Here is a 13,624-nt window from a genome sequence, read left to right on the forward strand (position 1 = left end):
CTGCCGACCGAGGAGTTGCGCTCCATGACGTCGATACCGGCCGCAGCCCCACGGGCCACCACCACGGCGGAGCACTCGCCCGGCGTCCTGCCGATCACGCTGGACGCCCTGGGAGTCCCCCTCTCCGGCCTGCTGGCCCACCCCACCGACGGGCCGCCCCGGGCCACCGTCGTCGCCCTGCACGGCGGCGGCATGCGGGCCGGCTACTTCGACGGACAGGCCCACCCGACGCTGTCCCTGCTGACCGTGGCCGCACACCTGGGCTTCGCCGTACTCGCCCTCGACCGGCCCGGCTACGGAACCTCCGCCGCCCACCTGCCCGCGGGAGAGACCCTCGCCGAACAGGCCACCCGCGTGCTGGCGGCCCTCGACACCTACGAACGGACCCGGATCACCGGAGCCGGCTTCCTCCTGCTCGGCCACTCCTACGGCGGCAAACTGGCCCTGCGCACCGCCGCCCAGGCACGCCCCGGGACCGTGCTCGCGGTGGACGTGTCCGGCTGCGGCGCCGAGTACGCCGTACCCCACGACCAACTGCCCGACCGCGACCACGCCGGGAGCCTGCGGCACAACTGGGGACCGCTCCGCCTGTACCCGGACGGCTCCTTCGCCTCCCTCGCCCCCCTGGTCGCCGCACGACCCGTGCGCGAGTGCGCCGAAGCCCGGGACTGGCCCCTCAGATTCCCCGAGGTCGCCGCCCGCATCGACATGCCCGTCCGCATGACCTTCGCGGAGTTCGAGTACTGGTGGCGGCACGACGACGCGGCCAGGGCCCGGATGGAACGAGCCTTCCCCGACAAGGTGCTGAGGTTCACCCGGCACTCGGGCGCCGGGCACAACATCAGCCTCGGATGGGCGGCGCGCTCCTACCACCTGGGCGCCCTGGGATTCTTCGAGGAATGCCTGGCCGCGCACCACAGCGCACCCCGGTCGAGCCGGGCACGTACCGCCCAGGCCCCGGCATGACCACCGCGCCCGCCCAGGACACCCACCGCCCGGGCCCCGGCATGACCCGCGTACTCGGCCCCCTGTCCCCGGCGCACCTGGGCATGACCGCCCTCGCGCTCGCCGTCGCCGTCACCTACGCGCTCCGGGAACGCAGCCGGCCGACCGGCCCGCAGCCCGGCGACCACGCCTGGTGGCACAGCACGGGCCCGGCCTCCCCCGACCCCTCCGTAGGACCCGGACTGACACTCGCCCTGTGCACGGCCGCCTTCTATCTGCTGCTGCCCGCACTCGTGGTCGCAGGACGGGCGGTACACCGATGGACACGGCCGGACCGCCGCCACGCGCTGCCCGCCCGCGCGGCCTGCACCACAGCCGCCGCTCTCGCCGGGGCGCTGGTCTCCGTCCCCGTCGGCTCCCTCGTCGGACCTGCCGCCGGAACCGCACCGGACCTCGTACTGAGCGCCCTGAGCCCCTGCGCGGTCGCCGCCGTCCTGCTCCAGTTCGCCCTCGGCGTCCCCTGGCAAGGGGACCCGGTCCACACCCGAGGAAAGAGAAGAGAAACCCATCATGGTCCAGCGTCGTAGTCTGCTGAAGGTCGCAGCGGCCGGAGGCATCGCCACCCTGGTCCCCTGGAGCAGGCTCACCGGCTCCACGGCGGCTCAGGCGACGGAAGTCGCCGAGCCCGCCCACTCCGCGCCCTTCGCACACCCCATGCCGCTCCCGGCCGTGCTGCGCCCGGCACGCCGCACACGCACGTCCGACCTGTACGAGATCCGCATGCGGCAGACCCGGGCCGAACTGGTCAAGGGCCTGTCCACCCCGGTACGCACCTACGGCGGCACCTTCCCCGGTCCCACCGTCAACGCATGGCGCGGACGCGAAGTCGTCATCCGGCAGATCAACGAACTCGACGTCCCCACGGCCGTCCACCTGCACGGCGCGCACGTCCTCTCGGAACACGACGGACTGCCCATGGACACCATCGCCCCCGGCGGCGAACGGACCTACCACTACCCGAACGAACAGCACGCCGCCTCCCTCTGGTACCACGACCACGCCCACCACCTGGAAGCCGAGAACGTCTACCGGGGACTGGCCGGCCTGTACCTCATCCGCGACCCCCGCGAGGAACTGCTGCCCCTGCCCTCCGGCACCCATGACATCCCCCTGGTCATCCGGGACGCCCGCGTGGAGGCGGACGGCTCCCTCGTCTACACCAGGCCCACCGACTGCCCCCACATGCTCGTCAACGGCAAGGAACGCCCCTACACCGAGGTGGCCGCCCGCAAGTACCGGCTGCGGATCTACAACACCTGCGTGAACCGGTACGTGCGGCTGCGCTTCGCCGACAACACGCCCTTCACGGTGATCGGCACGGACGGCGGACTGCTGGAAAGCCCGGTCCAGGCAGAGGACCTGCTGATGCTCGGCGGCGAACGCGTCGAGGTCGTGGTCGACTTCTCCCGCCACCGCCCCGGAACCTCGGTCGTGCTGGAGAACACCGCCGCCCTGGCCACCGAGCGGCCCGAGGTCCTGCGCTTCGACGTGACACGCACCGCCGTGGACCTGTCCTACGTACCGCGCCGGCTGACCTGGCGACAGCCGCTGCCCAGGCCCACCGTGGAGCGCTCCTTCGAACTGCGCACCTTCCCCGAGATGACCATCAACGGACGGCTCTACGACCCGAACCGGACCGACGTCACCGCCCGGCTGGGCACCACCGAACTATGGACGGTCACCAACGCGGAGGCCCCCGTCCCCGCCGGACGGCCCGACTTCCATCTCTGGCACAGCTTCCACACCCACCTGACGTACTTCCGGGTCGTGGAGCGCAACGGAAAGCCGGCGGACTCCCGCGACGCCGGTCTGAAGGACACCGTCACCCTGGCTCCCGGCGAGACCGTGAAGATCAAGATGACCTGGGGCCCCTACGCGGGCCAGTACCTCTACCACTGCCACCAGCTGGGCCACTCCTCGGGCGGCCAGATGGGACGCATCGACGTGGTCGACTGAACGGATCCACCTGTCCGGCCGGTCTCCCCGGCCGGATGGATCCCACGGCGAAGCTGATCGCGGATCCGGATCCCAGGACCGTCCCTGGTCCGCTCGGGCAGCCCGCTCCCCGGGCCACTCGGGCGGCCCACCCCGCGCGCCGGTGTGTCCACGGGCGCGCGGGGGACGGCACCCGGCGGCCGGGTCAGTTGTCGCCGGTGCGTTCGCCGAGGGTGACGGTGGCCGTGGAGGTCTTGCCGTCGCGCTCGTAGGTGATCTTGACGGTGTCGCCCGGCTTATGGGTCCAGATCTCGCTGATCAGGGTCGGGCCGCTGTCGATCTGGCGGTCGCCGAAGCCCGTGATCACGTCGCCCGCCTTCAGGCCCGCCTTCGACGCGGGGCCGTCGGGGACGACCGAGGGGGTGCCGCCCGAGCCCTGGGAGGCGATCGTGGCACCCTCGCCCCGCTCGTTCATGTTCACCGTCGCGCCGATCACCGGGTAGACCGGCTTGCCCGTCCTGATCAGCTGCTGGGCCACGTTCTTCGCCTGGTTCACCGGGATCGCGAAGCCCAGACCGATCGAGCCCGCCTGGGACTGGCCGAAGCCGCTTCCCGTGGACTGGATGGCCGAGTTGATGCCGATCACCGCGCCGCTCGCGTCGAGCAGCGGGCCGCCGGAGTTGCCCGGGTTGATCGACGCGTCCGTCTGCAGCGCGCTCATGTACGAGTTGCTTCCGCCGGAGCCGTCACCCGAGGCGACCGGACGGTTCTTGGCGCTGATGATGCCCGTGGTCACCGTGTTCGACAGGCCGAAGGGCGCGCCGATCGCGATCGTCGAGTCGCCGACCGCCACCTTGTCGGAGTCGCCGAGCGGCAGCGGCTTCAGGCCCTTCGGCGCGTTCGTGAGCTTCAGTACGGCCACGTCGTAGCCCTCGGCCCGGCCGACGACCTCCGCGTCGTACGCCTTGCCGTCCGGGAAGGTCACGGAGAGCGTGCCGCCGTCCGCCGCCGACGCCACCACGTGGTTGTTGGTGACGATGTGGCCCTCCTGGTCGTACACGAAGCCGGTGCCCGTGCCGCCCTCGCCCTCGGGCTGCGAACCGCCGGACTTCGCCTGGATGGTCACCACGCTCGGCAGTGCCCGCGCCGCGACCGCGGCGACCGTGCCGGGGTCCCGCTTGAAGGACGCCGGGGTGTCGCCCGAGGAGACCGTCGTCGAGCTGACTCCGTCGTCGCCGCGCTGGGCCGCCCAGTAGCCGATGCCGCCGCCGATGCCGCCCGCGACGAGCGCCGCGGCGAGCACGGCCGCCACGAGGCCGCCGGTCCGCCTGCGCGGTGCCATCGGAGCGGGGTGCGCGGGCGGCGGGGCGCCCCAGGCCGGCACGGCCGGGGGCGGAGGCGGCCAGCCACCCGCCGCACCGGCGGAGGCGGGGGCGGGCACGGGGGCCTGGACCGCCGTCGGGGCGTCGGCGGGGGCCGCGGGCGGCGCCGCCGGAGGCGGGGTCTGGGCCGCCGTGGGGGCGGTCGCCGGGGACGGCGTCGGGTCCGGGGTCGTGGCGGAGGGCGGCGTCGGGTCCGTCGCCGGGGCCGGGGCCGGGGACGGCGTCGGGGTCGGGGTCGAGGGAGGTGTCGGCGGGGCGGACGGGGCAGCCGGGTCCGCCGGAACCGCCGTGCCCTCGTTCTCGGTGCTCACAGCTCTCTCTCCTCGTTGACTACGCGGGTGTGGTGCCTCAGGGTCACCTACTGGGTCCAGAGTGCTCCACCAGCTTTTCCCACTGGACGTCAGGCCGCTGTAAGGCGGAGCTGTGCGTTCGCACTCCTCCCTTTATATACGGACAGAACGGACGCATTCCGGTGTGCCCGCCGTACCCCGCCAATGGCACCATGACGCCGTGACTCACGCACGGCAGCACCCGAACCGCGTCCCCCTCCAGGTCGTCGCCCACCGTGGAGCCTCCGAAGACGCACCGGAACACACCCTGGCCGCCTATGTGAAGGCCATCGAGGACGGCGCCGACGCCCTGGAGTGCGACGTCCGGCTCACCGCCGACGGCCATCTGGTCTGCGTCCACGACCGCCGCGTCGACCGCACCTCGAACGGCCGCGGCGCCGTATCCGCCCTTGAGCTCGCCCATCTCACCGCCCTCGACTTCGGCACCTGGAAGGGCCGTGACGACTCCGGCGAGAGCCCCGACTGGCGAGACCCCGGGTACACGTCAGTCCTCACCCTGGAGCGCCTCCTCGAACTGGTCTCCGACGCCGGGCGCCGGGTCGAGCTCGCCATCGAGACCAAGCACCCCACCCGCTGGGCGGGCCAGGTCGAGGAGCGGCTCCTCCAGCTCCTCAAGCGGTTCGGCCTCGACGCGCCCGCGTCCCCCGACGACTCCCCCGTACGCGTCATGAGCTTCTCGGCCCGCTCGCTGCAGCGGATCGCCCTGGCCGCGCCGACGCTCCCCACCGTCTCCCTCGCCCAGTTCGTCTCGCCGCGACTGCGTGACGGACGGCTTCCCGCGGGCGCGCGCATCGCGGGGCCCTCGATCCGGATCGTCCGGCACCACCCCGCCGTGATCCTGCGGCTCCGGAAGGCCGGGCACGAGGTCCACGTCTGGACGGTGGACGACGCCGAGGACGTCGAACTCTGCGAGCGCCTCGGCGTGGACGCGATCATCACGAACCGGCCCAAGCAGGTGCTCTCCCAGTTGGGCCGCGGCTGAACCCCCACCGCCCGCTCAGCCCCTTCCTTCCCTTGCGTCACAAGGGTTTACGGGGATGACGGGGCGTGCACCGGCGCGTTCCGTACCTACGCGATCGTCACGAGTGCCTCATCGAACGCGGATTGGCCGGTTTCCGGTCCAGGCCATTGGGGCATCCACACGGTGGCGTGGGGCAAAGGAGGTCTCGGGGGTGGCGTTGGTGGTGGCACAGGAGGTGCCCACGTCGTCGAGCATGGCCGTACCCCATGGCCCTGCGGGCGTGGGTGAGGCGAGACACCGGATGCGGGACGAGCTGTACCGCAGCGGGGTGTCCGATTCGGTCGTCGACGACGCGGTACTGATCCTTTCCGAACTGCTCAGCAATGCCTGCCGGTACGGCAGGCCGCTGGGGCGGGCGGATCGGGGCGACGGGGACGTACGGGCGGCCTGGCGGGTGGATTCCGCGGGCGGGCTCCGGGTCGAGGTCACGGACGGCGGCGGGCCGACACGGCCCGTGCCGTCGACGCCCTCGGTCACCGCACGGGGAGGCCGTGGGCTGAACATCATCAGCGCGCTGGCCCAGGACTGGGGCGTACGGGACAGCGCGACCGGCGAGGTGACGGTCTGGGTGGTGGTCACCGAGGGGCACCGCCGCGAGGACTTCGCGGCCCGCGTCGGCGGCGGCGGTTCGCGCTACGACATCCTCGACGCGTACGACGATCTCGACTGACGCGGAGGGCGCCGCGCGGGCTTCGGATGCCGGAGGCCGCGCGGCCGTTCGCTGCCGGCGCCCGGACACAGCGCGCGGACGCCGGACTCCGCGCGCGGTCGCCAGGATGCGCGGGAGTCTCGCGCCGGACGCGCACGGCGCCCGGGGCGACGCCCGGCACGGCGGGTCCGCCGCCTCGGCGTCGCGTGGGGCGGCGCGGCCCGCCTGAGGGGTGCCGGTGGTCGGTGCGGCTAGGCTCGCGCCCGGAACAAGCACCGCACGCCGCGATCGGGAGAAAGCCACACCATGGCCAAGAAGCGCCCCCAGACGAAGGCCGGCAAGGCCGGCCAGGCACAGGTCACGAACGGGGAGATCCCGGTCGTCGGCGCGCGCGAGCCGTGCCCGTGCGGCTCCGGCCGCCGCTACAAGGCGTGTCACGGCCGGGCCGCCTCGCACGCCGTGACCGAGCTCGTCCAGCGCCCCTTCGAGGGTCTGCCCGGCGAGTGCGACTGGGTCGCGCTGCGCGAGCTGGTGCCCGCGGCGACCGTGCCGCTCACCCTGAAGGGCGGACTGCCGGAGGGCGTTCCCTCCGTGACGCTCGCGACCGTGCTGCCGATGGCGTGGCCGGCGCTGCGCCGCGACGACGGCTCCGTCCTGCTCGCCCTGCAGAACGACTCCACCTCCGGCGACCTCGCCCGCGACCTCGCAGACACGCTCCAGCGCGCCCTGGAGACCGAGCCGGGCACCCCGGTCCCCGCGCGCCGCGTACCGGCCGAGGGCCCGCGCCTCCAGGACCTGCTCGACGCGGACGCCCCGTTCGCCCCTGAGGTCCACTCGGGCTTCGAGTTCTGGATCCCGCAGTCCGCCGACGGCGCGGACCCGGAGGTCGCCGCCTCCCTGGAGCGGGCCAACGCGGCCGCGATCCCGACCGTGAAGCTGGCGAGCGTCGACTCCGCGTACTGGTGCGAGACGCCGGACAAGAACCACCTGCGCTGGGTCATGCCGTACCCGGAGGAGAAGCTGCTCGACGCGCTGGCCCGCCTCCAGGCCGGCGACGGCACCTCCCTGGGCCAGGACACCCGGCTCGTGGGCTCGTTCCGCGCCCACGGGCTGATGGTGCCGGTCTGGGACCTGCCGATGTCGATGACCGCCGAGGACTGCGAGAAGCCGGCCGCCGAGTTCGCCGAGCGGCTGGCCGGGGCGCTCGCCTCGGACGCCCCGCTCACCGCGGAGGAGCGGCGGGCGCGCGGCGGCCTCACGAACCGTCAGGTCACTCTCAGCTGATACCCCGGGTGGTATCGGTGACTGACAGACCGACCGGTCGGTGACTTCCGCCACAAGAGTGTCCGCGGGCGGGTAAATCCCTGTCCGAATAACCGAGATCGAATTTGCGAACAGCAGATCTCTTGTTACCGTTCTGGAAGCCCGGTCGCTGGTGCATCCCCCGTCGCCAGCGATCGGGCCTTTCCATGTCCGCTTCCGGAAGGCTCCGGGGCGTCGACGCTCAACTTCCTTCCCGCTCCGCCGTGTTGCTCCCGGCCCGGAGCAGCAGCGGAGTGCTGTCGCCCTCGCCCGTGCCCGCGAATTCCGCGACCGCCGTATACGCCGTGACCTTGTCCCGACCACGTTCCACGGGCGTTTCACAGGCTCCCGGTTCGTCCTGCGCGGGGACCGGACAACGGACCTGTACGGTGCGCCCGCCGGGGGCCATGAGGGTCAGAAACGCGTCGATTTCCTGTCCGGTTGCGTTCCGGTAGTACGTACGCGCCCACGTGTCGGGTCCCTCGGCCAGCACGCAGGTCTGCGCCTCCACCCCCTCGGGGGAGGCGAGTTCCGGCCCACAGTGGGAGACCCGTTCCGGAGACACGGGGGCGGCGGAGACGGCGGCCGGTGCGGACGGAGCGGACGGAGCGGACCGGGAAGCGGGGGCCTCGGCAGCGGGGGCGGTGGGGGCCGGCGAGGCCGGCGTACGGGCGCCGAGGCCGAGCCCCGTCAGCAGATCCCCGGATTTCGCGTCGCCCGCGCCGGCCGCCCCCGCCGGGCCGGCCGGTCGTGCGGGGTCGCCCGTCTGTCCCGCCGCCGCGACGAGCGGCAGCAGGACGGCGACCGTGACGGCGGCCCCGAGTCCGACCACGCGGAGGTTCACCGGACTCATGCGCCCCACCTGTTCCTGCTCGGCTGGAGATCTCGGACGGTGGGGTGAACATAGCGGCGGGCGGCGGGCGCCCGGTCGGCCGCGCGCCCGTTTCCCGTAGAAGTGGGACCGCGGCACACCCGTTCGGGTGAACGGCCCGAGCCCCGGAAGGCGGGCGAGCCGCGCCCGTCAGTACGCGAGTCGGCTTCCGCCGCCCGGTGTGCTCGTGCTCGCCGCCACCAGGGCGTCGACCACCGCCTCCACGTCCGGCAGCCACGGCCGGGCCGAGCCCGCGAGCGGCGCCCGTTCCCACCGCACCTGTCCGGTGCCGGCGACCGAGGGGGGCAGCAGCAGATAGCCGCCCTCGCCGTGGAACCGCAGCGAGCTCGGCACGCTGTCCTTCGCGTACAGCAGCTCACCGAGCCGTTCGAGGTCATAGGGGGCGACGAGGATCGACCACCGGGTCGGGGTCGCCACCACCGGGCCGAGCCGCATGCCGGTCCCGTCGAGCGCGGCGAGCGCCCGGGCCCCCGCCACCGCGGGCAGGCTGACCGCGCAGGGCGCGCCGCCGCCCGTGGCGAGGACCACCGGGGCGTCCGGGCGCCGGGTCCACCACCAGCGGATCATCCGCTCGTCCGTGGTGGCCGCGAGCAGCCCGGGGTCGTAGGGGTGGGCGCCCGGCACCACGCAGTCGGGGTCGGGACAGCGGCAGGCGGCCCCCGCGCCCGTACGGGTCGTCGCTCTCAGGCCTGCTCCGGGCAGGACGGGCCAGTTCCACTCGACGGCGAACGTGACAGCCGCGTCGAGCCGGGCTGTCCTCGCCTTGCGCCGGAACCGGAGCCTGCGTCGCCTTCCGAGGATCTCGCGCATGAGCGCTCGTTCCTTTCCGTTGAACGCCGAATCCACTTCACACCATGTGCAGGACACTTCACCGTGCGTATCAGCGCGTACCGGGTCGGCGGGGGTGCGGCCCCCGTCGGAGCGGGGCCGGCGGGCCGTCATCAGGTGGAACCACGCGGGACCGGAATGGAGCGGGGACCAGAACCAGGTGGAGCCAGGTCAGAACGAGATGGAGCCGGGACGGAACCAGGGCGGGCCAGAACACGTTCCCCGCCACTCGGTGACGGGCTGCGGCCTGCGGCAGATAAGACGCCGGGGTTCCGCGTCGCGTTCCGGGGCAGCTCCAACTGCCCCTGCCTGTCACCGATTACGTACCCAGCACGCTCGGAATGACGCGCTTTCAAACGACGCCAGTCGACCGCAAAAGGTGCACACCGGGGACAATTTTCGGCCAACTTGCCGCGTACTTCAACCCCCTCGCGCAACCTCACGGACACCACAAGTCCCGTGGGGACAATGCTGGACATCGTTCCTCTTGTGCGTGTACATGTGGATGCATCGAGCGGCTCAGAATGACATGGGGGTTTGCGATGCTATGGCGTCAAACGCACCGGTCGGAAAGCCGACTGACATGAGCGCCCCACAGATGCCGAAAGTGGCTGGAATCGATTCAACGGTTCCCGGGTCCCCGCACACTACGCCGCCCCTCCCCGGGGTGCCCGCGGCGGCGCCCCCCTCCGATCCGGTCCCCCCGCCCGGGGCGCTGATCCAGGACAGGCTCGCCGCCTGGGTCTCCGACCTCACCACCCTCCACGAACTCACCGAGCGCCTCATCAGGACCTCCTCCCTCGACGAGGCCCTCCGGGAGGCGCTCGGCGCCGGCGCCGCCCTCGTCGGGGCCCGCCGCGGCATGGCCGTCCTCGAACCGGCCGACGGACTCGGCCCCGCCTCCATCATCGGCCTCGGCCTCGCCCACTCCGACCTCGGCACCATCGAGACCGTCCCGCGCGGCACCAGCAGCTACGGCCGCCTCCTCGACGGCCTCCCCGACCCGCTCCACCCCGAGCGCGTCCCCGATCCGATCGCCATCCGGGACGTACGCACCGAGGAAGGCCTCGACCCGCGCCACCGCGAGGTCGCCGCCCGCCTCGGCTACGCCGCCAGCTACGCCCTCCCCCTCGCCACCGAGGAGGCAGGCCGGCTCGGCGCCGCCGTCTGGCTCTACGACGAGCCCGCCGAACCCACCGACCGCCAGCGCCACCTCATCGGGCTCTACGGCCGCTTCGCCACCGAGCACCTCGCCCGCCTCCTCCAGGTCGAACGCGCCCGCGTGCGGGTCGCCACCATCGCCGAGGAGCTGCTCCCGAGCCGCCTCCCCCGCGTCCCCGGCGTCCAGCTCGCCGCCCGCCACCGCACCGGACCCCGGGGCGGCGGCGACTGGTACGACGCGCTGCCGCTGCCCGAGGGCACCCTCGGGCTCGCCGTCGGCTCCGTCTCCGGGACCGGGCCCAGCGCGCTCGCCGCCATGGGCCGGCTGCGCGCCTCCCTGCGGGCGTACGCGGTGATGGAGGGCGAGGACCCCGTCGCCGTCCTCTCCGACCTGGAACTCCTCCTCCGCCTCACCGAACCCGCCCGCTCCGCGACCGCGCTCTTCGCGTACGCCGAGCCCGCGCGGCGCCGCATCGTCCTCGCCGGGGCCGGACACGCCCCGCCGCTGGTCGTCGGCGAGCGGCGCACCGAGTACGTCGAGACCTCGCTCTCGGCCCCGCTCGGGATGCTCTCCTGCTGGGAGGCGCCGAGCGTGGAGCTGTCCCCGGCACCCGGAGAAACGGTGCTTCTCTACACGGACGGGCTGCTGCGCCGTACCGGCGACGCCATGGACCGCGCCTTCGCCCGGCTCCACGCCGCCGCCGCGAGCGTGCCGAAGGCGGACCGGGGCGACCCGGGCGCCGTCGCCGACCACGTCCTGCGGACCATGCTGCCCGAGGGCCTCGACACCGCCGTGGACGGGGAGGACGTGGTCCTGCTCGCGGCCCGCTTCGAGTGAGCGACACGTGACCCCGCGGTGACTCAGCGGTAATGGGTCTTCCGGCCCTGGGCCCCCTTCCGTACGACCGTACGATGGTGGGGGTTCAGTGTCGTACCAAGAGGAGGCAGACCCGTGGCCGAGGAGCTCACGCCGGAGACCCCGGAAGAGACCGACGAGCAGCAGGCGATCAAGCAGCGGAAGAACGGCCTCTACCCGGGCGTGTCCGACGAGCTGGCCGAGAACATGAAGTCCGGCTGGGCCGACACGGAGCTGCGGGGACTCGAGCCGATCGCCCAGGCCGACAAGACCGCCGCGCGCCGGGCCGCCCTGTCCGCCCGCTTCCCCGGCGAGCGCCTGGTGATCCCGGCCGGCAACCTGAAGACCCGGTCGAACGACACCGAGTACGCCTTCCGCGCCTCCACCGAGTACGCGTACCTCACCGGCGACCAGACGCACGACGGCGTCCTCGTCCTGGAGCCCACGGCCGACGGCCACGAGGCGACGGTCTACCTGCTGCCGCGCTCCGACCGGGAGAACGGCGAGTTCTGGCTCGACGGCCAGGGCGAGCTGTGGGTCGGCCGCCGCCACTCCCTCACCGAGGCCCAGCAGCTCCTCGGCATCCCCGCGAAGGACGTCCGCGAGCTCGCCGCCGCCCTCAAGGAGGCGACGGGGCCCGTCCGCGCCGTCCGGGGCCACGACGCCGGCATCGAGGCCGCGCTGACCGACAAGGTCACCGCCGAGCGCGACGAAGAGCTGCGCGTGTACCTCTCCGAGGCCCGCCTCATCAAGGACTCCTTCGAGATCGCCGAGCTGGAGAAGGCCTGCGCCTCCACCGCCCGCGGTTTCGAGGACGTCGTCAAGGTCCTCGACAAGGCGGAGGCCACCAGCGAGCGCTACATCGAAGGCACGTTCTTCCTGCGCGCCCGCGTCGAGGGCAACGACATCGGCTACGGCTCCATCTGCGCCGCGGGCCCGCACGCCACCACCCTGCACTGGGTCCGCAACGACGGCGACGTCCGCTCCGGCGACCTGCTGCTGCTCGACGCCGGCGTGGAGACCACCGAGCTCTACACCGCGGACATCACCCGCACCCTGCCGATCAACGGCCGGTACACCGAGCTCCAGCGCAAGATCTACGACGCCGTGTACGAGGCGCAGGAGGCCGGCATCGCCGCGGTGAAGCCCGGCGCCGCCTACCGCGACTTCCACGACGCCGCCCAGCGCGTCCTCGCCGAGAAGCTCGTCGAGTGGGGTCTCGTCGAGGGGCCGGTCGAGCGCGTCCTGGAGCTCGGCCTCCAGCGCCGCTGGACCCTGCACGGCACCGGCCACATGCTCGGTATGGACGTCCACGACTGCGCCGCCGCGCGCACCGAGGCCTACGTCGACACGACGCTCGCGCCGGGCATGTGCCTGACGGTCGAGCCGGGTCTGTACTTCCAGGCCGACGACCTGACCGTGCCGGAGGAGTACCGCGGCATCGGCGTCCGGATCGAGGACGACATCCTCGTCACCGAGGACGGCAACCGGAACCTCTCGGAGGGGCTGCCGCGCCGCTCCGACGAGGTCGAGGCGTGGATGGCCGCGCTGAAGGGCTGACCCCGGCGTACGTTGGAAGCGAAGGGCCCCCGTCGACCGACCGGCGGGGGCCCTTCCCCCTTCCCGTACGGCCTCCGGCCATCACGCCCGTACGGCCTCCGGCGGTCAGGCCCGTACGGCCTCCGGCGGTCAGGCCATGAGCAGGGAAGGGCTGTCCTTCCACTTCAGGATCTTGTCGAAGCTGACCACCGCGCCGCCCCGGCCCGACCGGTTGCCGAAGTGCACATGGTCGGCGAGCTCCTCGATCAGCCGCAGCCCCCGGCCGTTCTCGGCGTCCGCCGAGGCCGCGGGAAGCTCGGCGCCAGGGAAGCCCGGCCCCGAATCGGCCACCTCGATCCGGCAGGTCTCCCCGTCCAGGTACGCCGTCACCCGGTACGCCCCCGTCGGCGCCCCGTACGGCCGGCCGCGCCCGGCTCCGCCGCCGTGCTCCACCGCGTTCGCACACGCCTCGGACAGCGCGACCGACAGCTCGTAGGACACGTCCGGATCGACGCCCGCCGTCTCCATCGTGCCCATCAGGAGCCGCCGGGCGAGCGGCACGCTCGCAGCCTCGCGCCGCAGATGGAGTGACCACAAGATGCTCATGCTCCAGCCTCCCGGCAGCGGCTATACCTACCGGTAGGTATAGCCGGATGGAGCCCTTCGTAAGCCCCCGGAGGCGTCAAGAGCGCTCGTTCGGCGGA

12 protein-coding genes are annotated in these 13,624 nt (G+C 73.0%); 8 read left to right on the forward strand and 4 right to left on the reverse strand.

Translation table 11 applies throughout. From position 1 onward, the window contains the following. The first annotated feature begins 24 nt into the window (after positions 1-24). Genes ACFVYX_RS05765 through ACFVYX_RS05775 form a run of 3 tightly spaced genes read left to right on the forward strand, consistent with a single transcriptional unit; the run spans position 25 to position 2,961 of the window. The gene (locus tag ACFVYX_RS05765) at positions 25-966 is read left to right on the forward strand and encodes an alpha/beta hydrolase family protein (protein WP_389680080.1); all 942 of its coding nucleotides are present in this window, start codon (positions 25-27) and stop codon (positions 964-966) included. Further along, complete coding sequence (locus tag ACFVYX_RS05770; protein WP_389680081.1) at positions 963-1,532, forward strand: hypothetical protein; 570 nt, start codon at positions 963-965, stop codon at positions 1,530-1,532. The genes ACFVYX_RS05765 and ACFVYX_RS05770 overlap by 4 nt, the downstream gene beginning before the upstream one ends. Then, positions 1,516-2,961: a multicopper oxidase family protein gene (locus ACFVYX_RS05775; RefSeq protein ID WP_389680082.1), complete on the forward strand. Its 1,446-nt coding sequence runs from the start codon at positions 1,516-1,518 to the stop codon at positions 2,959-2,961. Before ACFVYX_RS05770 ends, ACFVYX_RS05775 begins: the two co-directional genes overlap by 17 nt. A gap of 184 nt (positions 2,962-3,145) precedes the next feature. On the opposite strand, the gene ACFVYX_RS05780 is transcribed toward ACFVYX_RS05775, so the two are convergent. Continuing rightward, on the reverse strand, positions 3,146-4,633 hold the full coding sequence (locus ACFVYX_RS05780; protein ID WP_389680083.1) for a S1C family serine protease: 1,488 nt from the start codon (positions 4,631-4,633) through the stop codon (positions 3,146-3,148). A 199-nt stretch (positions 4,634-4,832) separates the two neighbouring features. Here ACFVYX_RS05780 and ACFVYX_RS05785 point away from each other — a divergent pair, with 199 nt between their 5' ends. The 3 genes from ACFVYX_RS05785 (at position 4,833) to ACFVYX_RS05795 (ending at position 7,626) form a co-directional block, all read left to right on the forward strand. Beyond that, a complete protein-coding gene (locus tag ACFVYX_RS05785) occupies positions 4,833-5,654 on the forward strand; it encodes a glycerophosphodiester phosphodiesterase (RefSeq protein WP_389680084.1) in 822 nt (273 codons plus the stop codon). Between the two features lie 103 nt (positions 5,655-5,757). Next, complete coding sequence (locus ACFVYX_RS05790; protein ID WP_389680085.1) at positions 5,758-6,363, forward strand: ATP-binding protein; 606 nt, start codon at positions 5,758-5,760, stop codon at positions 6,361-6,363. A 285-nt stretch (positions 6,364-6,648) separates the two neighbouring features. Next, entirely contained in the window at positions 6,649-7,626 is a 978-nt protein-coding gene (locus ACFVYX_RS05795) for a DUF5926 family protein (RefSeq protein ID WP_389680086.1), read from the forward strand. Positions 7,627-7,846: 220 nt separating this feature from the next. Here the strand turns inward: ACFVYX_RS05795 and ACFVYX_RS05800 are convergent, their stop codons facing one another. Next, complete coding sequence (locus tag ACFVYX_RS05800) at positions 7,847-8,497, reverse strand: hypothetical protein (protein WP_389680087.1); 651 nt, start codon at positions 8,495-8,497, stop codon at positions 7,847-7,849. A 168-nt stretch (positions 8,498-8,665) separates the two neighbouring features. Next, on the reverse strand, positions 8,666-9,346 hold the full coding sequence (locus ACFVYX_RS05805; RefSeq protein ID WP_389680088.1) for a bifunctional DNA primase/polymerase: 681 nt from the start codon (positions 9,344-9,346) through the stop codon (positions 8,666-8,668). A gap of 565 nt (positions 9,347-9,911) precedes the next feature. Between ACFVYX_RS05805 and ACFVYX_RS05810 the strand changes: the two genes are divergently transcribed. Next, complete coding sequence (locus ACFVYX_RS05810; RefSeq protein ID WP_389680089.1) at positions 9,912-11,363, forward strand: PP2C family protein-serine/threonine phosphatase; 1,452 nt, start codon at positions 9,912-9,914, stop codon at positions 11,361-11,363. Positions 11,364-11,477: 114 nt separating this feature from the next. Further along, the gene (locus tag ACFVYX_RS05815; protein ID WP_389680090.1) at positions 11,478-12,941 is read left to right on the forward strand and encodes an aminopeptidase P family protein; all 1,464 of its coding nucleotides are present in this window, start codon (positions 11,478-11,480) and stop codon (positions 12,939-12,941) included. Positions 12,942-13,070: 129 nt separating this feature from the next. Here the strand turns inward: ACFVYX_RS05815 and ACFVYX_RS05820 are convergent, their stop codons facing one another. After that, the gene (locus tag ACFVYX_RS05820; protein ID WP_389680091.1) at positions 13,071-13,526 is read right to left on the reverse strand and encodes an ATP-binding protein; all 456 of its coding nucleotides are present in this window, start codon (positions 13,524-13,526) and stop codon (positions 13,071-13,073) included. Positions 13,527-13,624 lie beyond the last annotated feature (98 nt).

Source organism: Streptomyces sp. NPDC058326 (genome assembly GCF_042879855.1).
GTDB lineage: Bacteria > Actinomycetota > Actinomycetes > Streptomycetales > Streptomycetaceae > Streptomyces.